This is a genomic window from Nocardia sp. 348MFTsu5.1 (genome assembly GCF_000383535.1).
GTDB lineage: Bacteria > Actinomycetota > Actinomycetes > Mycobacteriales > Mycobacteriaceae > Williamsia > Williamsia faeni.
In genome coordinates this window covers 105,592-128,315 of record NZ_KB911512.1, presented here as the reverse complement: position 1 = coordinate 128,315, position 22,724 = coordinate 105,592, and the positions used below count along the sequence as shown (strand labels likewise).

22 protein-coding genes are annotated in these 22,724 nt (G+C 64.8%); 8 read left to right on the top strand and 14 right to left on the bottom strand.

The window, feature by feature from the left end; translation table 11 throughout:
- Positions 1-9: 9 nt before the first annotated feature.
- The 4 genes from H290_RS0109025 to H290_RS0109010 form a co-directional block, all read right to left on the bottom strand.
- Entirely contained in the window at positions 10-795 is a 786-nt protein-coding gene (locus H290_RS0109025) for a glycerophosphodiester phosphodiesterase (protein WP_020106471.1), read from the bottom strand.
- Positions 792-1,850, bottom strand: coding sequence for a DUF4328 domain-containing protein (locus H290_RS0109020; RefSeq protein ID WP_155976775.1), 1,059 nt, complete (start codon positions 1,848-1,850; stop codon positions 792-794). The genes H290_RS0109025 and H290_RS0109020 overlap by 4 nt, the downstream gene beginning before the upstream one ends.
- Complete coding sequence (locus H290_RS0109015) at positions 1,847-2,209, bottom strand: rhodanese-like domain-containing protein (RefSeq protein ID WP_028462968.1); 363 nt, start codon at positions 2,207-2,209, stop codon at positions 1,847-1,849. Before H290_RS0109015 ends, H290_RS0109020 begins: the two co-directional genes overlap by 4 nt.
- Before the next feature lie 416 nt (positions 2,210-2,625).
- Positions 2,626-3,495 (bottom strand): S49 family peptidase, encoded by an 870-nt coding sequence (locus tag H290_RS0109010; RefSeq protein WP_020106468.1) that lies wholly within the window; start codon positions 3,493-3,495, stop codon positions 2,626-2,628.
- A 73-nt stretch (positions 3,496-3,568) separates the two neighbouring features.
- On the opposite strand from H290_RS0109010, the gene H290_RS0109005 reads away from it, so the two are divergent.
- On the top strand, positions 3,569-4,312 hold the full coding sequence (locus H290_RS0109005) for a VOC family protein (protein ID WP_020106467.1): 744 nt from the start codon (positions 3,569-3,571) through the stop codon (positions 4,310-4,312).
- A gap of 90 nt (positions 4,313-4,402) precedes the next feature.
- On the opposite strand, the gene H290_RS0109000 is transcribed toward H290_RS0109005, so the two are convergent.
- The 6 genes from H290_RS0109000 to H290_RS31110 all read right to left on the bottom strand — a co-directional run bounded on the left by H290_RS0109000 (position 4,403) and on the right by H290_RS31110 (position 12,974).
- Positions 4,403-5,485, bottom strand: coding sequence for a winged helix DNA-binding domain-containing protein (locus tag H290_RS0109000; RefSeq protein WP_020106466.1), 1,083 nt, complete (start codon positions 5,483-5,485; stop codon positions 4,403-4,405).
- Positions 5,486-5,501: 16 nt separating this feature from the next.
- On the bottom strand, positions 5,502-8,999 hold the full coding sequence (locus tag H290_RS0108995; protein ID WP_020106465.1) for an ATP-binding protein: 3,498 nt from the start codon (positions 8,997-8,999) through the stop codon (positions 5,502-5,504).
- The gene (locus H290_RS0108990; protein WP_020106464.1) at positions 8,996-9,766 is read right to left on the bottom strand and encodes a DUF4194 domain-containing protein; all 771 of its coding nucleotides are present in this window, start codon (positions 9,764-9,766) and stop codon (positions 8,996-8,998) included. The genes H290_RS0108995 and H290_RS0108990 overlap by 4 nt, the downstream gene beginning before the upstream one ends.
- A complete protein-coding gene (locus H290_RS0108985; RefSeq protein ID WP_020106463.1) occupies positions 9,763-11,316 on the bottom strand; it encodes a DUF3375 domain-containing protein in 1,554 nt (517 codons plus the stop codon). Before H290_RS0108985 ends, H290_RS0108990 begins: the two co-directional genes overlap by 4 nt.
- A gap of 208 nt (positions 11,317-11,524) precedes the next feature.
- Positions 11,525-12,685 (bottom strand): iron-containing alcohol dehydrogenase, encoded by a 1,161-nt coding sequence (locus H290_RS0108980; RefSeq protein WP_020106462.1) that lies wholly within the window; start codon positions 12,683-12,685, stop codon positions 11,525-11,527.
- A gap of 127 nt (positions 12,686-12,812) precedes the next feature.
- Complete coding sequence (locus H290_RS31110; RefSeq protein WP_020106461.1) at positions 12,813-12,974, bottom strand: hypothetical protein; 162 nt, start codon at positions 12,972-12,974, stop codon at positions 12,813-12,815.
- Positions 12,975-13,222: 248 nt separating this feature from the next.
- On the opposite strand from H290_RS31110, the gene H290_RS0108970 reads away from it, so the two are divergent.
- From H290_RS0108970 to H290_RS0108955, 4 genes are all read left to right on the top strand, one after another.
- The gene (locus H290_RS0108970; protein ID WP_020106460.1) at positions 13,223-13,825 is read left to right on the top strand and encodes a superoxide dismutase; all 603 of its coding nucleotides are present in this window, start codon (positions 13,223-13,225) and stop codon (positions 13,823-13,825) included.
- A 276-nt stretch (positions 13,826-14,101) separates the two neighbouring features.
- Positions 14,102-14,659, top strand: coding sequence for a hypothetical protein (locus H290_RS0108965; protein ID WP_020106459.1), 558 nt, complete (start codon positions 14,102-14,104; stop codon positions 14,657-14,659).
- Between the two features lie 181 nt (positions 14,660-14,840).
- A complete protein-coding gene (locus H290_RS0108960) occupies positions 14,841-15,569 on the top strand; it encodes a TMEM165/GDT1 family protein (protein WP_020106458.1) in 729 nt (242 codons plus the stop codon).
- Positions 15,570-15,634: 65 nt separating this feature from the next.
- On the top strand, positions 15,635-16,396 hold the full coding sequence (locus H290_RS0108955; protein WP_020106457.1) for an SDR family NAD(P)-dependent oxidoreductase: 762 nt from the start codon (positions 15,635-15,637) through the stop codon (positions 16,394-16,396).
- Positions 16,397-16,450: 54 nt separating this feature from the next.
- Here the strand turns inward: H290_RS0108955 and H290_RS0108950 are convergent, their stop codons facing one another.
- The 3 genes from H290_RS0108950 to H290_RS0108940 are packed head-to-tail and all read right to left on the bottom strand — an operon-like array spanning position 16,451 to position 18,675.
- The gene (locus H290_RS0108950) at positions 16,451-17,611 is read right to left on the bottom strand and encodes an MAB_1171c family putative transporter (protein ID WP_020106456.1); all 1,161 of its coding nucleotides are present in this window, start codon (positions 17,609-17,611) and stop codon (positions 16,451-16,453) included.
- Positions 17,602-18,120 (bottom strand): hypothetical protein, encoded by a 519-nt coding sequence (locus H290_RS0108945; RefSeq protein WP_020106455.1) that lies wholly within the window; start codon positions 18,118-18,120, stop codon positions 17,602-17,604. Before H290_RS0108945 ends, H290_RS0108950 begins: the two co-directional genes overlap by 10 nt.
- Before the next feature lie 24 nt (positions 18,121-18,144).
- On the bottom strand, positions 18,145-18,675 hold the full coding sequence (locus H290_RS0108940) for a helix-turn-helix domain-containing protein (protein WP_020106454.1): 531 nt from the start codon (positions 18,673-18,675) through the stop codon (positions 18,145-18,147).
- Between the two features lie 267 nt (positions 18,676-18,942).
- Here H290_RS0108940 and H290_RS0108935 point away from each other — a divergent pair, with 267 nt between their 5' ends.
- Entirely contained in the window at positions 18,943-19,710 is a 768-nt protein-coding gene (locus H290_RS0108935; RefSeq protein WP_155976774.1) for a hypothetical protein, read from the top strand.
- 33 nt (positions 19,711-19,743) lie between these two features.
- On the opposite strand, the gene H290_RS0108930 is transcribed toward H290_RS0108935, so the two are convergent.
- Positions 19,744-21,378 carry a TM0106 family RecB-like putative nuclease gene (locus tag H290_RS0108930; protein ID WP_051121943.1) on the bottom strand — a complete coding sequence of 545 codons (1,635 nt, stop codon included), beginning with the start codon at positions 21,376-21,378 and terminating at the stop codon, positions 19,744-19,746.
- Between the two features lie 140 nt (positions 21,379-21,518).
- Between H290_RS0108930 and H290_RS0108925 the strand changes: the two genes are divergently transcribed.
- A complete protein-coding gene (locus H290_RS0108925) occupies positions 21,519-22,214 on the top strand; it encodes a DUF6474 family protein (protein ID WP_020106451.1) in 696 nt (231 codons plus the stop codon).
- 32 nt (positions 22,215-22,246) lie between these two features.
- Positions 22,247-22,696 (top strand): hypothetical protein, encoded by a 450-nt coding sequence (locus H290_RS28155; RefSeq protein ID WP_020106450.1) that lies wholly within the window; start codon positions 22,247-22,249, stop codon positions 22,694-22,696.
- Positions 22,697-22,724: the final 28 nt, after the last annotated feature.

The following is a 22,724-nucleotide window of genomic DNA, read 5'->3' as shown; positions in this document are numbered from 1 at the left end:
GCCCCGAACTTACGCAGCGAGCCAACCCCGGACCCGGTCGGGGTAGTTGGTTGCGATCCAGCCGACGCCGAGGTCGGCGCAGAATGTGGCGTCCCGCCGTTCGTCGACGGTCCAGCAGTACGTGGCCCGGCCCGCGGCAGCCGCCCGATCGACGGCATCGGGGTGTTCCCGCAGCGTGGAGATCGACGGCCCGATGGCGGTGGCACCGACCGCGGTGGCCGCGCTGCCGCCGAGGAAGCGGGCGGTGTCGCCCAGCAGGACCGTGGGCAGCATCGGGGCGTTGCGGCGGATCCGCCACACCCCGGCAGTGGAGAACGAGATCACCACGGCCCGGCTGTGATCGGCCGATGCCGGACTGGCCACGCCGAACCGATGGAGCTCTGCCAGGAGCAACTGCTCGACCAGCCCACCGAAGCGCACCGGATGCTTGGTCTCGATGAACAGCCGCACCGGCCGCTTCCAGTCGAGCGTCAGCTCCAGCAGCTGGGGCAGGGTGAGGATCTCGGCCTTCTGACCCGAGCTGTGCCTCGCGCCGAAGTTGAACTCCCGGAGCTGGGCCAGGGTGAGTTCGCTGACCACACCGGAACCGTCGGAGGTGCGGTCGATCGTGCGGTCGTGCACGCAGACCAATTCGTGATCGGCCGTCAGCCGCACGTCGCATTCGAGTCCGTCGGCACCCTGCTCCAGCGCTAGTTCGTACGCCGCCACGGTGTGTTCGGGCAGGTGTCCCGAAGCACCCCGGTGCGCGACCACCGCAGGCTTCTCCTGACGGATCACCCTCGACGAGTCACTCATGCCGCGACCAGGAATCGCCTCGGAGCCGCGCTCGGTGCCTCTCGCGCGAAAAGCCGGGTGATCGTCCACCACAGCGCCACCGCGAACACCGCACTGAGCAGGTTGGAAACGATCACCAGCACAAGGGCATTCGACTGCCACACCAGTGTGTCGGCGAAGATCCGGATACCGACGCCGCTGATCACGAGCGCATTGACCAGCAGCCAGCCCGCCCACAACCACCACAGCCGTTTCCGGGTGTAGTCGGGCAGCAGGTCTTCGCGGCGATCGAGGAGCTCACGGAAGAATGCCAGCGGCTTGACCAGGTTCAGGATCGGGATCCAGCATCCCAGCATGATCTGCTCCGGTGAGCGGGGATCGCGCTGATCGTGCCGGGCATAGGCCGATCGCCGCTCGTCCATCAGCCAACCCGCGAGACCGACCAGGCACGCCACCATCAAGCCGACGGCGGCCACCCCGGTGGCGACCACCGTGGCCCGGGCCGACACGGCCATCGAATAGCCGATCGGAGCATCCAGGTTGATCACGAGCAGCACGTACAACCAGGTCTGGGCAATCGCCGCGAGGCCCAACACGATTGCGGAGGCGATGAGGAGTCGCGGCAATCTCGCCGCCATCCGTTCGATGTAGGTCTTCTGGGGTGCGACCGGTTCGGCCGGCGGGAGATCGACCAGCCCCCAGCCGGGGTTGTGGTCGTAATGCGGCGTCGGTGTGGGCTCGGCGGCAACCCGCCGGCGACGGGTTCGCGAATCCGCGGGGCGCGTCGCCACCCATTTCACATGCCGGCTCAGCCGGGGCCCCGGGCGCAGTGCCCCGCCGGCAGATGTCCGGGGAGGCACGTAGGTGTGATTGCGCTCGGCCTGCGTCATCGGGGCGCCAGGGGCCATCTGCGCGCGCGGAGTCGCTTCCTGACGCGCGATCCGGCCGTACGCGTCCAGCGGTGTCAGCGGACCGTTGCACCGGGGACACCGGGGCCGGTTTCGATCGTGGGGTCCGGCGATACGGCAGTTCGGGCAGTAGTCCCGCGCCGGTGGCGCTCCGCTGGGTCTGCTCACGGGGAGTTCCCCGGGTCGGGAATCGCTCCCCCTGCCCCCGATCCGTACTCCATCGGCCGGCCGGTCTGAGCCCAGGACATCATGCCCCCGGCGACGTTGACGCCCTCGTACCCGCGCTGCATCAGATAGCCGAGTACTCGTTCCGACCGACCACCCGCATGACAGATGACATAGAGATCGGCATCCATGTCGATTTCGTCGATGCGGCCGGGCACGTCCCCGAGGGGGATGTGCAGCGCACCGGGCACATGACCGTTGGCCCACTCATCGGGTTCACGAACGTCGAGCAGAACCCGAGTGGTCTCACCGACAAAATTGGCCGGCAGCTCGGACACAGGTACAGAGGGGATTTCCGACATACTCACCCGTCCATGTTGGCACGCACCGCGTCCGCGCGGCACAGGCTGAGACTTATCAACAAGTTATCCACAGGCCCTTCAGTTTTTTCAATTCCGTGCCGGATCCGGGTCGACGATTGAGCATTTGACATGTTATGCGTCCAGCTTCAACTCAAATTGTGACCCGCTTCACTTTCCGGCCACCTTTGTTGGAGACTTCTCCACAGTTTCCACAGCCTCATCCACAGGTTGAGTGTTGGTCGACACCGTCTGAACCAGCACATTAGGACATGCCTGTGGATAACTTTCGGTTTACGGCAGTTGGCTACTCACAGGTAATAGCCGACGTGGATCGTTTATCCACATCCCATCCGTCACACCAGCAACGAAGCCGAAGTGCGTTTTCGGCCGCCGGACCCGGGTCGCGATCTGGCGCTCTATAGCCCGAACCGCATCCATTGAGCCCGGCGCTCGACCGCTGCGATCGCACCGCCGACCAAGCCGTCGACGGCCTCCGCGCTCGCATGCGCCAACGCGCTGTCCGACGCGACGCCTCCGGTCAGTCGTGCCAGCAGCGGCTTGGGCGAGGCGATGATGTCCAGTTCGGCATCCGGGAAGCGTTCGGCCATGACCGACCGGAGGACGCCGATCCCGTCGACCAGTCCGACGTCGACCGCCCCACGGCCCACCCAGACGTCACCATTGAACAGTTCGGCGTCCGTTCCGACGAGCTTGGTGCCGCGCCGCTGCCGCACCCACGTGATGAAGGCGCCGTGGAGGTCTTCTTGCAGACTTCGCAACCAGGCGACGTCCTCGGCCTTCTCGGGAGTGAAGGGATCGAGCCGGGACTTGTTCTCACCGGCGGTGTGGACACGGCGCTCCACACCCACGCGGCCGATCAGCTCCTGCCAACCGAATCCACTCGAGACCACTCCGATCGACCCGACCATCGACGTGTGCGCGGCATAGATCTCGTCGGCGGCGCAGGCGATCCAATATCCACCCGAGGCCGCGATGTCCTCGCAGAACGCCAGAACGCGCACGCCCTTCTCCGACGACAACTGCCGGATCCGCTCGGCGATGTACTCCGACTGGGTCGGCGATCCACCCGGCGAATTGATGACCAGTACAACTGCTTTGAGTCGCTCTGTGTCGAAGGCCCGCTTCAGGTTGGATTCGAGATTGTCCGCGGTCAGACCGCTGCGGCCGGGTCCGACGCCACCGATCGGCCCTTCGAGGCGCACAACGGCAACCTTGTCGGCGTGCGCCTTGGCCATCTTGCGTGCGAGCTTCTTGAACGGACCCATCAGTCCACAATATGCGGACTCATCGGGCGCAATGAGCGAGCAACGCCGCCCAGAACCCGCCACACTGGCTTCTATGGCAGTCCGCTGGCTCTCCGCCTTCCTAGACTTCTCCCACGAGGACTTCAGCAATGAGGTGACGTTCTGGCGCGCAATCGCCGGCAGCACGGTCTCACCCGCCCGAGGTGCCCACCGCGAGTTCGCCTCGCTCGAACCGTTCAACGGCGACCCCCACTTACGGGTGCAGCGGGTCGACTCCGGCGACGGCGGCGTCCACCTCGACCTGCACGTGGACGACGTGTCCGAATCGGTGTCCCACGCGACCACACTCGGCGCCACCATCGTCTCGAAGAACCCCGAAGTCGTGGTCCTGCACTCGCCCGGCGGTTTCAGTTTCTGTCTGGTCCCCTGGCACGGAGAAAGTGAACGCTCCCGCCCGATCCGCTGGCCGGGCGACACGATCAGCATCATCGATCAGCTCTGTATCGATGTCCCGGCCGCCGGCTTCGATACCGAATGCGATTTCTGGGCTGCGCTGACCACGTGGCCGTGGCGGCAAGGGATATCGCCTGAATTCCGCAACCTGCGCCGGCCTCCCGAGATGCCGTTGCGAGTCCTGTTGCAGCGGGTCGGTTCCGATCACATCGGCGGCCATCTGGATCTGGCGAGCACTCACCCGGAAGAGGAGGTCGCCCGCCACGAAGGCTGGGGCGCGACTGTCGTCGAACACCACCGCTTCTGGACGGTGATGGCAGATCCGATCGGACGCCGATACTGCATCACCCACCGGAATCCGCGGTCGGGGAACCTCTCCGGATGACGCTCACGTCGCACGGCTGTGGGAGCAGAACAGATTCTGAACGCTGGGGCGTGGGCCCCACATCGTCGATCAGCCCTTCGGCACGGCGCGTCAGCTGTTGCAGAACGTGGTGAGTTGTTCGCGCTCGGCTTCGACCTCACGTTTGCCGGACGCCGGCACCTCGACCAGGTAGTCGACCTCGATGGCGGTGTTCTTGCCGTCCTTCACCGGCTTCCACGTCCCGGCGACCCGGCCGTCGACCAACACGAAACCGGGTGACCTTCCATTGGGCGTCGCCAATTTCGGGAAGACGTCGTCATCAACCACGCGCCGACGGTCCGGACCTTGTGAGACAACGATGTTGTCGAAGGGGGCCACCAGCCGGGCCGGGGAGGAGAGATCATCATCGGCCAGTGCCATCCCCTCGAGGTCGAACAGTTCCTCGCCGTCGGGACCGGTCAGCTTGCCCAGCTCCCAGTCGGCCTCCATCGCCTCGACGACGGGACGTAGACGCGTCATCCCGGCCCAGCTCTGCAACCCCTTGATCGTCGACGGGCCGAACCCGCGCAGGTAGAGCCTGATGAGATCCTTTATCGCCTCGTCCCCGGTCACCGCCGACTCGCCAGGGCCGCACCAGTCGTCGTAGAGGCTGTAGGTGGTGGTGGCCGAACCCTGCCACGTCCCGCGCGGCGGCACCTGGACCAGCGGCACCAGGCAGCGGACCACGCTGGTGAGTGATCCGGCGGTGGCATCCGGCCAGCGCTGCGCCAGACCCGCCGTCAGAGCCTTCACGGAAAGCTCTGTACCACTGAGTAATTCCCGGCCATACCGGGCGACCTCGTCGGGATCGACACCGGCCAGCTGCTTGACGTGATGGCCCCGCATCTCGGCGTCCATGGCCGCCTGGGCCAGCGGGCGCACCCAGCGAGCATCCTCGGCGTCCATCAGGAATACGGTGCTGCGCAACAGTGCCATCCGCACCACCTCGCGACCGATCATCAGCTCATCGAGGTCGGCCGGGTCGAAATCGGCTATCCGCGACCACAACCCGAAGAACGCGACCTTGGGATCCTGGGACTGCAGCCCCACACAGCGATCGAGTACGTCGAGCACATCCTCGTCAACGCGCTCCAGAAGATGCTGCCGCTGCAGGAGCGTGCGGTTCCACTGCCGCAAACTGATCGGTCCGGCCATGTTCTTGTGTCCGTCCCTATTTGGCTGTACCGGAGGCCCGGGCATCGGCCAGCTCGCCGAAGGTGGCGACCCGGGCATCGGAGCGCGCACCGGTCTCACCGATCTGCTTGTCCACCAGGATCACCTGCCCGATGAAGGGTTCGACGATACCGACCATACGGATCGGGGCGGCGATGATGAGCTGGAATCCGAACTGCTCGAATGCCCGCAACGACTGCGAACTGAAGGTCTCGTCGGACTTGCTGAACGCCTCGTCGAGCATCAGCGGCGCAAAGCCCGGACGGTGGTCCTCGCCATGCGAGAGCGAGAAGCTCAGCGCCGCAGCCAGACAGAATGCGACGAGCTTCTCCTGCTCGCCACCGGAGTTCGACGCGGTGTTGCGGTAGGTGTGCACCGGCGGTTCATCGGCTGCGGCGCCGGCCGCGAGCTCCTTGCCGTAGAACATGTAGCTGTTGCGGACGTCGAGGACGTTGTCGCACCAACGGCGGCTCTCGGCGTCGGTACCGGTGAGCCGGGCCACCAGATCACGGATGCGGTAGAACTGGCGGGCCAGCACCGCACCCTCCCCGCCCTTGGCAGCGGGGGCATCCCGGATCATCTGGTCCACGATCTTCGCGAACTCGCGCGACTCGTCGGTCGGGTTGTGCAGCTGGGCGATCTGCAGATAGGTGCCCTCGTTGAAGTCCACCCGGTGCAATCCCTGGTTGACCTCCGCGATACCGCGGGTGATCCGCTTGTTGGTGTCGGTGATCTCCTTGTACAGATTCGACACGGAATGGCTGATGTCCGTGGTGATCAGCTGCCGGAAGCGCTGCTGTGTGGATGCCAGACCGTGCTCAACGAGGCTGGTGTGGATGGACACCAGGTCGGCCGCGTAGTCGACGGTGGCACTCAGGTTCGCCGACGCCTCCGGCCATTCCCGCAGGAAGCCCTCGGCGGCCCGCACGATCTTGTTCTCCGCGCCGTCACGCTCGGCATTCGCCTTGCCGACAATGGCTTCGAGTTCGTTGCGCAGATCCGAACGCACCTCGCCGTAGTTGTCGAGGGTCAACGTCTTTCCGCCCGCAGACAGGGTCCCGGCGAGCACACCCGCGAGGTATTCACGGTCGGCATCGTCGAGTTTGTAGCTCTCGGCCTTGACCTGCTCGAACTCCGCGAACCAGCGATCCCAGTCAGATCCGATGTGCCCCAGCTGATCACCCAGCGCACCGACTCGGGCGACGGCCTCACGCCAGTCGGCGCGCGCGATCTCGACCTGCTCTTCGAGTTCGGCGAGGTCGACCCGGTTCTCGCGAACCCGGTCGATACGGGCATTCAACTCGTCGGCGTCCCGGCGCGACGACCACCAGTTGAGCTCGGCCCACGACGCATAACCGGCCAACGCGTCGGCGTTCTTCGCGCGTTCCCGGTTCTGCTCCAACAGATCTCGCTTGTCCTGGGCGGCCTGGCGCGCCTCGCGGTACACGGCTTCGAGGTGGTCGCGGGACTCTTCGAGCGCGGCGCGCTTGCCATCGGTGTTCGATCCGAGGATCCACTGGGTACGGTCCGACACCGATCTGCGGTCGTCTTTGCGGAAGCGGTCGCGACCGGACTTCACCAGCCCCTGCGGCGTCACCGCCAGCAGGTGGTTCTCGAGCTGGGCGGGCAGGTCGACACAGATGTGTTCGGCACTGTGCGCCACCACATTCGCCAGCCACGAACCGGCCCGATGCCGCCGGTCGACCAGGAGCTTCTCCGCCAGCGATCCCGGAACCGGCGTACTCGGCGACGACGCATTCTCTTGGTACACACGGTATTCGAGGACACCACCGATGTTGGTCCGGTTTACGAAGTCGCCGATGGTACGGCGATGGGTCTCCGGGACGAGCATCGTCATACCCAGGCCCCGCAGCACGCGTTCGGCGGCGCCGGCCCAGCGGTCCTTCTCGTCGGGGTCCACGTCGATGAGTTCGGCCGCAAAGGGCAGGTCTTCGGCCGGCACACCGGTGGCCTGTGCGATCCCGTCCCGCTGTGCCAGCACCTCGCGCGGCAGCAGTGACCGGCGGGTGTTGAGACTGGCCAGTTCTTCGACCACAGCCTCGAACGCACGGCGCGCATCGGTCTCGGCAGTAAAGAACGAATGCGCTGACGTGGCCAGGCGATCTGCCGATTCCATTGCTGCCCTTGCTATTTCCGGAGACCGCAACCTCAGCGCCGCGAACTCGTCCTGGTTCTCCGGTGTCTTCTCGCCGAGCCCACCCACCAGCGTGGCGTAGCGCTCGTACGCCCGGTTGCGCGCGGTCACTTGCTGCTCGAACGACTTCAGCTCGGATTCCAGCGTGGTCAGCTCGCCCTTTTCGGAGGTCAGCTGATCACGCAGCGATCCGTGGCGTTCTTCTCGTTCGTCGGCCAGGTTCTCCCAATTGGCCACCTCGTTGTCCAGGCGCATCCGGTCGGCGTCGATCCGGTCGAGGCGCTCTTGCAACAACGTCATCCGATGTTCGCGCATGAAACCGCGCATCGGTGGACCCAGCAACACCCCGGCCCGGGTGGTGGATTCCTCAGCGCTGCAATAGGTTTTCCACGCGTCCGGAATCGGGCGCAGTACCTGTTCCTGCGCATTCGCCCGCGCCGCGGCCTGATACGCCTCGTCGAGTTGGGTGAAGTTCTCCACCAACCGCTCGGCCTTGGCGTAGGTCTCCGGCCGATCGAGCATGTAGGTACGGATGAACAGGTTGAGGTCGCCGACGTTTTTCATCGCCTTGGCCTTGCCCATCAGCGACAGCGCCGCCGACGACTGCCCGATGCCCACGCGTCGACGCAGGGCCTCCTGATAGGCGCTCTGCACGTCGAAGCATTCGACAGTCGGGTTGGCCGTCCGGAAACGCCTGATGTCGAACCCGCTCTGGGCCCAGGCGTTGAGCGCCAGCAGATCCCAGTGTCCGTCATGCAGTTGGTACCAGGACCGCAGAGAGCTGCCGTCGGTACCCGATCCGGGGAACCATTTGATCGCCACCGCGGTGGTCGCGGATCCGGCGCCGTTGTCGTAGGTGGCCGCGATGGCCGACCAGGTGGCACCATCGGCCCGGAGGTACTGGACCTGCGACTGGTTGTAGCGATCGTCGTTCTCCGCCCACGCGCCGCGCACGTAGTCGGCCATCGAACGGGCCGCCTTCTTCGCGCCCTTGGCGGTGAGGTCGGCCGAGGCGTTGAACACCTGATCGTAGGTGGGCAGCAGGACCACCGAGTGGCCGTCCATCATCGACGACTTACCCGATCCCGACGGCCCGGTGAGCATCACACCACGCTCATCGATCGCGTAGTCCTTGTACCCGTCGAAGGTGCCCCAATTGACCAATTGGATTCTGGTCAAACGGAATTGGCCGATGTTGAGCGTGCGCTTGCCGGCGCGTTCTGGTCGAGCTCCGCCTTCGGCTTCGTCTCCGACGAGTGGAGCTGTTCGGGCTCCGGTCTCGTCGCGATCGACCGGACGAGCTCCGCCAGCGGTGTCGTCTTTCTCCAGGATCTCGGTCATGATGTGCGCTCCTGGTCATCGAGTTCGGTCAGATCGGTACCGGCCTCCTCATAGTCGCCGGCCAGACGTCGATACGCCTCGGTATACGCGGCCACCTGTTCGGGGCCGAGCAGCGACGCGATCACACCCAGCACCACATACCGGTCGGTGCCCGGCAGCGCCCGGATGATCTTGCGGGATTCGAGTTGGTTGATCGCGGCGTCGATACGTTTGACGAACCCGGCCTCGTCGGTGTCGGACACCGGCTTGTACGTGAGCATGTGGTCGATGATCTCGCCACGTTCGACGACCACCGACTCGTCGGCACTGGTCAGGTACTTCTGACGCAGGAACAATGCCAGCACTGATGCCGCCAGCGTCAGCGTCTGCGACCGCAGGATGTTGCGCTGCCGCGGATCGTTCTCCGAGACCTGCCTGGTGAACGCATACTTGTGTTCGCGATTGATCTCCAGCTGCAGGTTCAGCTCCGACAGCCTCGACCGGATGATCTCCTCGTTGATCTCGATGGTCTTCCAGTTGCGCGAGCGCACCGAAACATGTGCTGCGGCAACAAGTTCCTGCAACGCGTAACACACCGGAGCCGGCAGTGCCGACGTGTCGCCGTCGAAGCGTGCGTCGATCCTGGCCTCACTGATGCTGCCCACGGGCTCGGAGCCGTCGAATGCGAAGTGGGACAGGTCAACCGAAGGTGTTTCGAGCGCTTCGGGTGAGTCGACGAACAGGTCGTCGCCATCTTGTTCGGGGGCTTGATCTTCCGGTGTGGTCATCGACCTCTCCTGGTTGAACTGGGAGCGGATGCAGTCGGGGCAGGAGCGGCATCGGTGGGTTCGTCGAGCAAGTGCATCACCTCATGCGGCAACGCCGTGATCGGATCGGGCAGCGGACTGGTGAACCGGACTGCGGGCAAGTGGATTTCACGCAGACCGCGGGCGGTGTGCGCCAGTACGGTGACGGTGCTGGTGTTGTCGGTGGCACCGTGACGCTGGGCCAGTGACCAGATGCCGACGACGTCGCCGGTCCGGGCTTCGGGCAGCCGGGCCAGAACCTCGTCGATCCCGGCCGGACCGCCACCTAGAGCCACGTTCACGGCGTCGGTCAGAGAATGCCAATCGATCGACTCCACTCCCACCAGATCCGCCGGGTTGATGCTGATCTCACCGGCGGTGTCGGCCACCGTATCCGGCGACTCCACGATGCCGTCGTGAAAGATCAGTGCGCCAACAGAATTGGTGAACGCCGCACTCATCGGGACCTCCATACCCATGTCCCGGCCGGGACCGGCCTCGGCAAATGCGGCCATGGCGGCCCGCTGGGCATCGGCGATCTGGGCGCGGAGCGCACGGTAGTGTAGGAAGTCGCCGTCCTTGACGAAGGTGTTGATCCGCCGGTACACCTGCCCCCGCACCTCGTCGACTGTCTGGACCTCGTCCCACATCCGGTCGATGAAACCGGTCAGGGTGTCGAGAAGGTCGGGCGGCAGGTGCGGCAGGCCGGTCGCGATCCGCGCGATGCTGGACTCGAGATCCTCCCGCAGACGATGATCGGCGATCAGCGTGTAGAAGGTGTCGAATGCCTTGCCCTCGTCGGAATCGGCCAGGGCATCGTGCCCGTCGAACATGCGGTTGAGGACGTCCGCGTGCGACCCCTGCTCGGTGTCGACACCGGTGGTGAGGAGCGCCCTCGAGTTCTCGCGCATCTTCTCTCCGTAACCGATGATGTCGGCGGGCATCCGCTCGGCGAGCGAACTGACCATCCGGATATCGTCGAGTACCCGGCGCGTATCCACAGCCGGTATCGCGCCGGCCGCCAATTCGTCACGCCGCCTGGATAATTCGGCAATCTTCTGGTCGATGTCGCGAATGTGTTCGCCCGGGTCGGGGTCGATCGCGACCGCGATGTTCGACAACCGCGACATCACGAGTTCGAGGACGGTCTCGGTTGCCACCGTGCGGTTCTGCCGGACGGCCTGCACCTGCGCGATCGCCTGGGTCGCACCCCGGGTGAGTTGATAGCGCTCGATCGTCGAGTCGCTGTGCAGCGTGCGCGCCAGATAGCCGGCCCGCACCCACCGGTCGAGGAGATCCTCCGGCGTCGGCAGTTCCCAGCCCCGATCGGTCCAGTGACCGGCCAGGTCGTCGAGGTCCTTCTCCATACCGGCCGCGAGATGGTCACCGTCGACCTGGCCGTCGGCCAGTCGCGCCGCCATGATCGCCAGATAGGGCACCGCATTGCGGGAACGCAGGAGCCGCAGTGCGACGTCACTGTCGGCGTTGTCACCGTAGGCGGCATACAGCTGTGCGGCAGTCGGCCGTGCCATGTGTCCCCCTCGGTTCGGTCACGTCATGTGAGTCGGTTGCCCACGTCTTGGACGTGCGGCTACCCGCTCCGGTTGCCCGCAGGCGATGATAGTTGGCAGCGCGGTACACCGAATACCGCGCATGTCGGCGGACGCAACTACGGTCGAGCTCCGCTTCGCTTCGTCTCCCCACCTGGTCGAGCTCCGCTTCGCTTCGTCTCCGCCGCCTTCATCGGTAGATCTCCGAATAGAGCTTTTCGATCTCACCGACCGACGGAACCCGCGGATTATTGGCCGGGGAACCCGATTCGATCGCCTGCCGCGCCATCAGCGGGATCAGCTCGTCCCACCGCTGCGGTGCGATACCGCTCAGCGCCGGTGTCGGAACAGCCAGTTCCACCGACAACCTGGTCAGCTCGTCGACCAGCAGACCCGCCGCGCGCTGATCGGAGTCGGTCGCGGCGGCACAGCCGAGGGCCCGGGCGCAGTCTGCATACCGTTGCGTGGCCGAATCCAGCGAGAACCGGGTCACCGCGGGGAACAACATCGCGTTCGACAAGCCATGGGCGAGGTGGAAGTGGGCACCGATCGGCCGGCTCATGCCATGGACCAGCGCCACACTCGAGTTGGAGAAGGCGATGCCGGCATGCAGTGCCGCCTGCATCATCGCCGACCGGGCGTCGTGATCCGTGCCGTCGGCGTACACCCGCCGGAGGTGTCCACCGATCGCCGAGATCGCGCGCAGGCAGAAATCGTCGGAGAAGGTGTTGTTCTTGCGGCTGACGTAGGCCTCCACCGCATGGGTGAGCGCATCGATGCCCGTATCGGCGGTGAGCCGGGCCGGCATCGACAGCGTCAGTTCATAGTCGACGATCGCGGCGACCGGCAGGAACGCGCGCCCGATGCAGAGCATCTTCTCGTCGCTTTCGCTGTCGGTGATGATCGTGAACTGGGTGGCCTCCGAACCGCTACCCGCGGTGGTCGGCACCGCGACCACCGGAAGTCCGGGCGCATCGTTGCGCAGCGGCGCCTTGTAGTCGCGCATCGTGCCGCCGCGGACCGCCAGCAACGCCAGCGCCTTCGCCGTGTCCATCGGACTGCCACCGCCGAAACCGATCAGCAGGTCGGCACCGTGGTCACGGACCGCCCGCAAACCCGACTCGAGCGATGCGGTGGTCGGATCGGGAACGGTCCCGTCGAAGTAATCGGCGTCGAGGCCGGCCGCCGCCAGCGACTGCACCAACCGTTCGGGCGCACCCCCCGAAGCCAGGAAACCGTCCGTGATGAGCAGAGGCCGGGCAGACCCGAGCCCGATGACCACATCGGGCAGTTGATCGATCGCCCCGGCCCCGATACGGATCTCTCGCGGCAACGCGATGGAGCTGATCATCGGGCAATCCTAACCACCCACGCTCCGGGCATCCCCGGATAACAACATGGATGGCGAATTCCCGGTTGGGGTTGAGTCGCGGGGTCAGACGTGGTTGGCTGACGACACAAGCACCCTGTGATCGCAGTCACGCCGGGTGTATTCGCAGATCGTTCAAGGCAGGAGTCTGGGTGGCATCCTCGACCAGAACAGGCAGCGACGCCAGGATCTTCGAGCGCCGCCGCAAGTCATGGCCGGGATCGGAACCCATCAATGTCGCGACGAGATGCATCACCACCAGCATCAGCATCGTCGCACTTCTGGCAATTTTGCTCGTCGTGATCTTTTTCGCCTAGCTGCCGGTCGAGAGCCCGCACAGCACCCGAATCGAACGCCTCGAACCTCAACTCGGCTTGAGGTGCATTCGGGGTGCGGTATTGCACATCCCCACCGCCTACGTAAGGGTAGAAGGGCGCCCATTTGGGTAATCCCCAAAATGCCCAGCGCACAAGGACAAATAGCGGGGGCGATCGGTCCCCACATAGTGAGAGGAACATCGTGTCTGAATACACCTTGCCGGAACTGGACTACGACTACGCGGCTCTCGAGCCGCACATCTCCGGCAGGATCATGGAGCTGCATCACAGCAAGCACCATGCGACCTACGTAAAGGGACTCAACACCACCCTCGAGAAGCTGGCCGAGGCCCGCGAAGACGGCACCATCGCAGACAAGGTCGCCGGCCTGTCGAAGACGCTGGCTTTCCACCTCGGTGGCCACACCAACCACTCCATCTTCTGGAAGAACCTGTCGCCCAACGGTGGCGACAAGCCCGAAGGTGAGCTGGCGGCAGCCATCGACGACCAGTTCGGCAGCTTCGACAAGTTCCACGCTCATTTCAGTGCTGCCGCCGTCACACTTCAGGGCAGTGGGTGGGCCATCCTGGCGTACGACGCGGTCATCGGCCAGCTCGTGATCCTGCAGCTCACGGACCAGAGCGGGAACATCCCACCGTCACAGGTCCCGATCGTGCTGCTCGACATGTGGGAGCACGCCTTCTACCTCGACTACCAGAACGTCAAGCCCGATTACGTCAAGGCCTGGTGGAACATCGTCAACTGGGCAGACGCCGCTGAGCGTTTCGCCAAGGCGACGGCTTAACCCAACGATCCGGCAGTACCTGCCGGCCAGTCCTATCCGAACGGCGGCCTCCTCACCCAGGGGATGGTCGCCGTTTGTGCACCCATGACCCGAAACTTCGTGTTAACCCTTGCGTTTAGCACTCGAGTCGGCTTGTGTGCCAACCGTTTACCAGGCATGCTGCGATGACAGTGGAAAAAGCCCGCCACGCCGCCCCCAGTTCGGGGTCGGCGACACGGTCCGGTCATCGGCGACCCAACCACAGTGACAGTCACTTCCGGCAACAGGAGGTCACCAATGAACGAGGACGCCACCGGCCACGATTCACCGCGGTCCGGACTGAAACCGATAGGGCTCACACCCTTTCACCACGACGGGGAACTGCGCGGCATCCTGATCTCCGGGCGCTGGCCCGACACCACCCTGGAATGGACCCAGACCCTGGTCGCGTCGGTCCGTATCGCGTGCCGGCCCGGATTTCTGCGGACGACAACCGTTTTCAGCGTGATCGAGGACCGGCCCGAAGCCTGCGATCCCGACACCGTCGGTTTGATGCTCGCGGTGGGCAGTGTGTTCGACAACAACTTCGCCGAAACCCGGCATTTCACGACACCGCCGCCGGCGCTGTTCATGCTGCATCCCCCGTCGGAGACCACCCCGTCGCTGCCGGAATGCTCGGACGTCGCGTCGGGTTGTGTCCTCTTGCCCGGACTCCCCGAACTCGGCCTCGAACATCGCGCCGGCTGGGCCGAGGCGGAGGCCGACGGGACCGTGGTGACGATGCGAAATCAGATCGGCGTGGACCTCGGCACCGACCCCGACACGGCGGTTCTGGCGATGTTGCTGGCGGCCTGAACCGGGCCCGATCACCGGGTCCGTGCACGTCAGGCGCCCGAGGATCGCCGACACCCGGGACGACGGGTTAGGGAAACCTAAGATTCGGGTGACCTAACTTTTAAAAAAGGGTCCCCTACCTGCACAAATACGGCGATGCAATCAGTTGCATTAAAGTTGGAATGTCGTTTACCTTGGCTAAGTGATAACCGCATTCCTGGTCAGCTTCGGCGTGATCTTCGTGGCCGAACTCGGCGACAAGTCACAACTGATGGCGATGACCTACGCACTCAAGTACCGCTGGTGGACCGTTCTGCTCGGTATCACCATCGCGACGACCCTGGTGCATGCCGTGTCCGTGGCAGTCGGCCATTTCCTCGGCCTGTCCATCCCGTCCGACCTTCTCACGATCGTGGGCGGCCTCGCGATGCTGGTCTTCGGATTCTGGACCATCCGCGGCGACAGTCTCGACGACGATGAGTCGTCCAAGGCAGACCGCGTCAACAAATCGGTGTTGTTCGCGGTCATCGCGTCGTTCTTCCTCGCCGAACTCGGCGACAAGACGATGCTCGCGACCATCACCCTCGCGACCGACAACAACTGGCTCGCTGTGTGGATCGGTTCGACAATCGGTATGGTCGCCGCCGACGCCCTCGCCATCGGCGTGGGTGCAATGCTGGGCAAGCGACTGCCGGAGAAAACCATCGCCTACGGCGCAGCCGGTCTGTTCTTCTTCTTCGCCGCCTGGCTGACCATCGATGGCCTGGTCGCCGCCGATGACCTCGTCACCACCGTCGCAACGATCAGTGTTGTCGCTGTCATCACCGTGGTCGGGACCTGGTTGATCAGGGCCCGCCGCGAGGAGGCCCGGGCAATGGCCCTCGAGGCCGAGGATGTAGCCGATTTAACTATCGCGAAAGTCGCTGACTAGGGTGTAGCCCGTGCGGGGTCTCTGACGTTCCCCGCGGACACTTTAAGAAGGGACGGCATCAAGTCGTGGAGATCTCAGGATCAGCAGTATTGGTCACCGGTGGAGCCTCAGGTCTGGGTGCGGCCACCGCCAAGTATTTCGCCGATGCGGGCGCAGTCGTCTTCGGGCTGGATCTGCAGCCGTCGATTGACAAGGCCGAGCCGGTCGAGGGTGTCACCCTCCTGGCCGCCGATGTGACCAGCGAGGCCGATGTCGAAGCCGCTCTCGACACCATCAAGGAGTCCGGTGCCCCGCTGCGCGTTGCCGTGAACTGCGCCGGAGTCGGCTGGGCCAGCCGCATCCTGACCAAGAAGGGTGCACACGAGCTCGATCTCTTCCGCAAGGTCATCGAGATCAACCTGGTCGGCACGTTCAACGTGATGCGCCTGGCCGCCAACCGCATGCAGTCCCAGGACGCGGTCGACGAGAACGATCAGCGCGGCGTCATCATCAACACCGCGTCCGTGGCTGCCTTCGAAGGTCAGATCGGACAGATCGCCTACACCGCTTCCAAGGGTGGCGTGCACGCGATGACCATCACCGCAGCACGTGACCTCGCCCAGGTCGGCGTGCGTGTGTGCACCATTGCCCCCGGCACCATCAACACCCCGATGCTCGACGGCATCACGCCGGAGTTCAAGAAGACGCTGGAAGCCGGGATCCCGTTCCCGAAGCGTCTCGGCGACCCGCAGGACTACGCCAAGCTCGCGGCGTTCATCGTCGACCACGATTACCTCAACGGCGAGACCATCCGGATGGACGGCGCGCTGCGGATGGCTCCGCGCTAGCGAGTATCCCCCGCACCAACCAGTATTTCCGCACCAACCAGAAAGCCGGGTCCTTCAGAGGGCCCGGCTTTCTCGGCTCGAGGCCGCGCTGCGCCGCAGCGTGGACGGGACGGGCAGTCCGCGGCCCAATTCCCGCGAGAGGCGGAGGAGCGGCTCGGCGTCCGCGTCGAGGTCGTCGGCGACACCGCTGAGCACCGCCCGGACGGCACCGGACGAACCACCGGTCTCCCGGTAGGTGTCGACGGCCTCGCGCATGAGGCCGGCCTGTTCGGCGAGAGGCCGGCTGTCGAAGTCGTCCGGCAGATACGGACTCAGCTGCAGAACGGCGTCCCGGACCTCGATGACACGGCGCTGATACATGAGATTGACCGACCCCTCCACGCTGTCACCGCTGCGTGGGGGCAGAACAACCTCGGGAAGCGCCGAGGTGGTCAGCTCCCACAGTGGTTCCAGTTCCCGATAGTGGCGACGATGGCGGATGTCGTGGCGGAGCTTTCGCCAGCGGGCCCGCAGCATCGGGTAGGAGATCCCCAACAGGAAGAGCACAGCGCCGATCGACGAGACGACGGTGGCGATCTTCAGCAAGATCGGAAGGCTGAACAGATTCAGCCCGGCAGACACCACGAATAGCGTCTGGATGAGTGAGCCGATGCCCACCATCGCCAGCCCGGCCTGCAAGGTGATCAGCGAGTGCCGCAGATAGCCGTCGGCCAGACCGACGTAGCGGCCGATCGACAGGACGCAGGCACCCAGCGCGTAGATGAGATAGGTGCCGGCGATGACAAAGAACAATGCGAAACCGACGTGCTGGACGGTCCACTCCGACACACTCCTGGTCCGCAGCGGAGTCGGGGTCGCCAACATGGCCACATTGAGCCCGATCATCGCGATCACCAGCGGTATCGCTTCCATCCCGGCCCGGCGCTGACGGCCTTCCTCAGCGGATCCGAAGAAAAAGACGACGACCAGGGCGGCGACGCCGATCGCCAGCAGGCAGTAGAAGAACACTCGGCCGGCGCCGGTGAAGAGGGTCGTGTCGAGCCGCTCGCGGACATGCGGATTGGTGACGACGAACGCGAGGGTCATGGTGGCGACGGCCACGGTCATCGCAAGTGGTTGCAGACCGGCACGCTCACGTCGGATGCGATCGACACGCCAGCACAGTGCAACGGCAAAGAACACCATCGCAGCGGCGTTGACCACACCTACAACCATCCCGAATGCCCTCCGAGCACGCTCTGAATACCTCGCAACCCACCATGTTCAGCCGATCGTCCAACACCCTGCACAGCTTTGGCCGCCCATTCCCTGATGATCGTGGCCAACATCTCTGCTTCCCACTCACGGTCATCCGAGTAGCAGGTTCGACTCAGTGCTTCTTGCATGGGTTGCTCGTCGCCGTCGGTCGGCCCACCGGCCAGCATCGAGGGATCGGAACCCAGGATCTGGTGACCGGCGATCAGATGACCGAACTCGTGGATGACGATCTGGTCGCGGTGGAGCCTGGTGGTACTGGCCTGATAGAAGAAGTAGTCGGCGTCCTCCGCCATCAGCCAGACCCCGTTGGGCATACCGGCCGGCAGCGGGTGCGCGATGATCTTGATCGCGCGTCCGCGCTTCTCGCCGTACAGCCGGCACAGCTGTTCTGCATCAAGGGGCAGGTCAAGGTCGAGATCAGCGAGTTCGCGACGACACAACGCCCGCAGGGCTCTTTCGGACTGCATGCGCAGTGACGCTACCGCCCGGAACTAGTCGGCGGCTTCGTGCCTCTCGACCACACGAAGTCCGGAATGCCCGTGTCCGAGTTCAGGTTCCGAGGACTTGAGGAGATCCGGGGGATCGGCGGGCAGGCCCTGCTGAACACGCAGCACCTTGATCAGCTCGTTGACCACGGTGACCGAGTCGCTCGACAACCCGGCGAGACGGAAGGCCGCCAGCTGCACGTTGGTGTCGGCCTGCAGGCGCATGAGGTCGATCTGGTCGCGGGTGCGCTGTGCGGCACGGTCTTCGAGGAAGTAGTGGACGTCCACGCCAAATGCTGCCGAGATGCCCTCGACCGTGCGGAAAGACGGCGACTTGGCCTTGCCCGACCGCAGCTGGCTCAAGTACGACTCGCCCAGGCGGAATCCGAGTTCAGTGGATCGATTCGCGATGGCCTTGGCGCTGTACGCGCGACCGTTGGGACCAGGCACCGTCCGGAACAGCTCTTCGAGGCGCCGAGCGAACAGTCCCGGATCGAACGTCGTCTCGGGATCAATCGGTTCCAAGTTGTCAGTCATTCCATGCTCCACACGCATCAAAGGTGTCTCTCAGTGAGGCCGGTCGCGCAGCACGAACGGCTAGCAGACGGGGAAATTCACTACGCCGTACGGCCTGTTTGCCATATGGTAGCTTACTGCAAAATTGCTACCGATCACGTTCAGGCGCTCCGGGTGGCGCATAATTTTTCCCGGTGGGCGGAGTCGCCGTTGACTTGCCCACCTGAATAAACCGTGAACAGAAGAAAAATTCAATAGCTGTTCTGTTGTTGCCTACCCGGAGGATTGATGTCGAAGCACCGCGCGCCCCGCGTGAGGACCCCGCGGTGGTCGGCGTTTGTCGGCGCAATTGTTCTGACAATCGGCGGAATTGCACTGTTGCTGACCAACACATCGGCTTCGGCGCACTGTTCTTCGGCGTCGGTGCAGTGCGGGCATCACAGCTCACCGACCCAGACCACCAAAACCGGGCAGTACGACTACGGGGACCCGGACGACACCGAAGATCCCGAGACCCCGACAACCCCGTCGACGACAACGCGGACGAGGGTCCCGGCTCCCACCTACAACCCGGCACCCGCCGGCGGCACCGGAGGCACGTCATCCGGTGAGAGCTCGCCGAAAACCGCGACCCGGCCACCGGGCGATCTCCCGACGCAGAAGACACCGACCACGTCGGACACTCCCGACGATGCGGGACTCGCTCCGGTCCTCCCGCCGTCAGACAGCGGGACAGGCGGCGGTTCCACCGGAGGCGGCGGCGCTGCGGTCGAATCGGTGCCGACGGTCGAGCCGGCGACGAGCAACCCTGCGCCTGCCGCGGAGGCCCGTCAGAATCAGCAGCCGCCCGTAGTAAACATCGCACCCGCAGTCATCGCCATCGATCCGGTGTCGAACCCCTCGCAATGCCTCCTGGGCTCCGGCGATACCGGTGGATGCTTCGGTGCTGATACCGCCCGGGATCTCGCGCCGGGCGGACTGCTCGTCCTCGGTGCGTTGGCCCTCCTGGGAAGTGGCTCGTTCCTCGAATCACTGCGCGGTTCGCTACGGAGCTGACCGGCCGCTTACGGGTGAGCCGGCGGGTCAGGGTCAGCTGCCGGTCTGATGCAACGGCACCGGGAGGTCCGAGCCCAGCGGAATGTGCTGAGCCCCTCCGTCCATCCACTCACGCAGCGCCTTGGTGGCACGCACGTCGTCCTCGTTGTATTCCAGCAACCGCACGCGCTGGGTGTGATCGATGTCGTCGCCGTCGAGCCCGACCGCCCGCCGATACCACTGCATCGACGCCTCACCGCCGGCTTCGTCATCGCGCCACCCGAAGCCCGCGTGCGGTGCGACCTTTTTGAGGCCTTTTCCCTCAGGACTGAGGAAATTCCGGCTGACCGCCTCGTAGATATCCACCCAATGCCCGGAATTGATGAACTCGTTCACCTCGTCGCCGGTGGGTATGCCCGGATATCCGGCGAACCGGTCGGCAGAGCCCAGGAGCCATCTGTTTTCCGCTTGTTGCGAATAACAATATGCAGCGAATGTTTTACCATCGGCAATAGCCGAATTCTTTTCCGACATCAGCCAGCCCCAGAACTCCGCGAAGGATCGCGCCTCGTCCTCCGTCGGCAACGGCGTCCAGGTGACGAACGGGATGTAGCGCACCGGGCGTTGTGGATCGGTGTTGTCGGTGAGGAGCGTGCCCCACAGGTACGCACCGTCGTCCTGATAGCTCTCCATGTCGATGTCGACCTCGACATCGGCCCGCGCCACCTCGACATCACGCACCCGGCGAATCAGCTTCACGTTCGCGAGGTACGCCCGGGCCAGGAGGATGGGATCGTCCAGATTCGACAACCCCTCGGGCAACGGACCGTCGTATCCCGCGAGTTCGTCGATGGTCCGCACCCCGACCGTCGCGAGCATCTGTGTGAGATTCCCGTTGACCACCAGACTCACGTCGTGGGCCTGCTCGAGCTCGGGGCCGCAGGCGCTCCACCACGAGCAGCCTCGGCACTCCCCGATCCTCGACGGCGCGGTGGGCACCCGGCCGCGGGCGATTCCCAGCCGGCGGGTCAGCAGGTCGTCGTAGCGGACGAGCGCGTCGGTGAGATCGTGCACAACCATCGCGGTCGGGTCGAGGCCGATCACACCACCGGCCGGTGTGGCCGCCGCCGCGCCGAGGGTCTGCAACATCCGGTACAGGTGCGCCAGGCGGGTGGTGTCCCGCGCATTGCTGCGCACCTTGCGGGTCTCGTCCAGTGACGGCTGCCAGGTCCAGACCGGGCTGGTCACTGCACCCGAACCCGGATCGAACGATTTGTGATTGACCACGATGACCGGCACAAAGCCCGAATCCAGCTTGATCAGCAGCTCTGCCCAGCCGCGGCGGCCCGCTTCGGGGTCGTCGGGCAGGGTGGCGCCCCAGATCCACTTGGCGCCCGCATTCATCGCAGAGACAGTGGCCTTCGCCCGCGCACGCGTCGTCCGGCCTTGACTGACATCGGCCCAGCGATTCAGCTCATCAGAGTGGAGGCCGTGCAACATGTCCCGGACGCGTTCTCGATGGTCGTTGGCCGCTTCTTTACGCAGAGCGACCGACGGGTCGTCAGGGACCGGCGCCACCTTCGGATAAAGGGAATCGCGGGCGAGCCGATGCTCGCACCCACTCAGATCGCGGGGACTGAGCAGCGGGGGTCTTTTCGGGCCAGATGGCACCGATGAACGAATTGCCATCCACATCATCCTCCCGTGCGCGTCAGCCGTGTGTCCGCCGGACCCACGCTATGTAATGCTTGTACCGCACCTGCACGACAATTGTGCAGGCCGCTTCGATGGCGACGAGGCGGGTGGTCACTACGAGAGGGTCTCACCGTATGGGTCTGTTCAAGTCCGGACGCACCAGTCGGGCACAGCGCAAAGCTCAGGCCAAGGCCCTCAAGGCGAAAGCCAAACTCGAAGCGCGCCTCGAGGACAAGTCCGGACGGAAGTTCGTCAAGGACGAGCTCAAGCAACAGCGCAAGCTCGCCGAGAAATCACTGAAGTCCCGGTCGAAGTCTGAGAAGAACGCGGCCAAGCTGGCCAAAGAGACCAATTCGACCAACCTGAAGATCGCCAAGGCGAACGCAAAGGCAGTAGCCGACGGCAAACTGCTGTCGCCTGTGCGAGTCAAGCGCTACCTGTCGGTCGCCAAGATCCTGTCGCCCGTCCTCGTGCCGTTGGCCTACCGGGCGAGCACTGCGGCCCGAGAACAGATCAACCGCATCCAGGCAGACCGTTTCGGGGTACCGGTCACCGAACTCAACAAGTACAGCGGCCATGGCGCGGCACTGTCGGCCCGGATCGCCGGTGCCAACGAATCGCTGCAGACGCTGACCGCCAAGCACCCCGCGGACGCCGAAACCAAGACATTCACGACGATCATGAACCAGCGTCTGTCCGACCTCTCGACCGCCGTCTCCGCTGCCGAGACCATGCCCGCCTCACGCCGGCGTCGGGCGCACACGGCCATCTCTCGTGAACTCGAGGCGATCGACGCCGATCTACTGGCACGACTCGGAGTACGCCCCTGACCGGTCTGGCAGTCGCTCTCACCGCACCGGCGTTGGCGGTTGCCGCCCACGGTGTGGCGTCGGGCCATCTCCCGGACACCACCGGACTGCTTCTGCTGATGCTGCTCGGCGTCGCCGCCGGCGCCTTGGGCAGGCAACTGACCACTGCAGCCGGGTTCCTGACGTTGCTCACCGGCACGCAGGTCGTCGCACACGTGTCGCTGACCGTGACCGCAGCGCCGATGGCGATGCCACATCAGAGCAACACCAGCATCATGCTCATCACGCACCTCATTGCAATACCGTTGTGCGCCTTGCTGATATCCGGTGCCGGCCGCCTCTACGAGGTGATCACTTCGGTGCTGCGGGCACTGCAGGTCCTGATCGGTGCACCGGTCACGGACCGCAATCGGCCCGGCACACAACACACTCCGGCTCCTGAACCACTGATCACCCTGATCGCCCTCGGCGGTACCGGGGTTCGAGGTCCACCGGCGAACTGATTCCATTCGCCGTTTCACCACCCGTCGC

Coding starts and splice junctions, on each gene's coding strand:
- H290_RS0109025 (WP_020106471.1), bottom strand. CDS start 795: ATGAGTGACTCGTCGAGGGTGATCCGTCAGGAGAAGCCTGCGGTGGTC.
- H290_RS0109015 (WP_028462968.1), bottom strand. CDS start 2,209: ATGTCGGAAATCCCCTCTGTACCTGTGTCCGAGCTGCCGGCCAATTTT.
- H290_RS0109010 (WP_020106468.1), bottom strand. CDS start 3,495: ATGGGTCCGTTCAAGAAGCTCGCACGCAAGATGGCCAAGGCGCACGCC.
- H290_RS0109005 (WP_020106467.1), top strand. CDS start 3,569: ATGGCAGTCCGCTGGCTCTCCGCCTTCCTAGACTTCTCCCACGAGGAC.
- H290_RS0109000 (WP_020106466.1), bottom strand. CDS start 5,485: ATGGCCGGACCGATCAGTTTGCGGCAGTGGAACCGCACGCTCCTGCAG.
- H290_RS0108995 (WP_020106465.1), bottom strand. CDS start 8,999: ATGACCGAGATCCTGGAGAAAGACGACACCGCTGGCGGAGCTCGTCCG.
- H290_RS0108990 (WP_020106464.1), bottom strand. CDS start 9,766: ATGACCACACCGGAAGATCAAGCCCCCGAACAAGATGGCGACGACCTG.
- H290_RS0108985 (WP_020106463.1), bottom strand. CDS start 11,316: ATGGCACGGCCGACTGCCGCACAGCTGTATGCCGCCTACGGTGACAAC.
- H290_RS0108980 (WP_020106462.1), bottom strand. CDS start 12,685: ATGATCAGCTCCATCGCGTTGCCGCGAGAGATCCGTATCGGGGCCGGG.
- H290_RS31110 (WP_020106461.1), bottom strand. CDS start 12,974: ATGCTGATGCTGGTGGTGATGCATCTCGTCGCGACATTGATGGGTTCC.
- H290_RS0108965 (WP_020106459.1), top strand. CDS start 14,102: ATGAACGAGGACGCCACCGGCCACGATTCACCGCGGTCCGGACTGAAA.
- H290_RS0108950 (WP_020106456.1), bottom strand. CDS start 17,611: ATGGTTGTAGGTGTGGTCAACGCCGCTGCGATGGTGTTCTTTGCCGTT.
- H290_RS0108945 (WP_020106455.1), bottom strand. CDS start 18,120: ATGCAGTCCGAAAGAGCCCTGCGGGCGTTGTGTCGTCGCGAACTCGCT.
- H290_RS0108940 (WP_020106454.1), bottom strand. CDS start 18,675: ATGACTGACAACTTGGAACCGATTGATCCCGAGACGACGTTCGATCCG.
- H290_RS0108935 (WP_155976774.1), top strand. CDS start 18,943: ATGTCGAAGCACCGCGCGCCCCGCGTGAGGACCCCGCGGTGGTCGGCG.
- H290_RS0108930 (WP_051121943.1), bottom strand. CDS start 21,378: ATGGCAATTCGTTCATCGGTGCCATCTGGCCCGAAAAGACCCCCGCTG.
- H290_RS0108925 (WP_020106451.1), top strand. CDS start 21,519: ATGGGTCTGTTCAAGTCCGGACGCACCAGTCGGGCACAGCGCAAAGCT.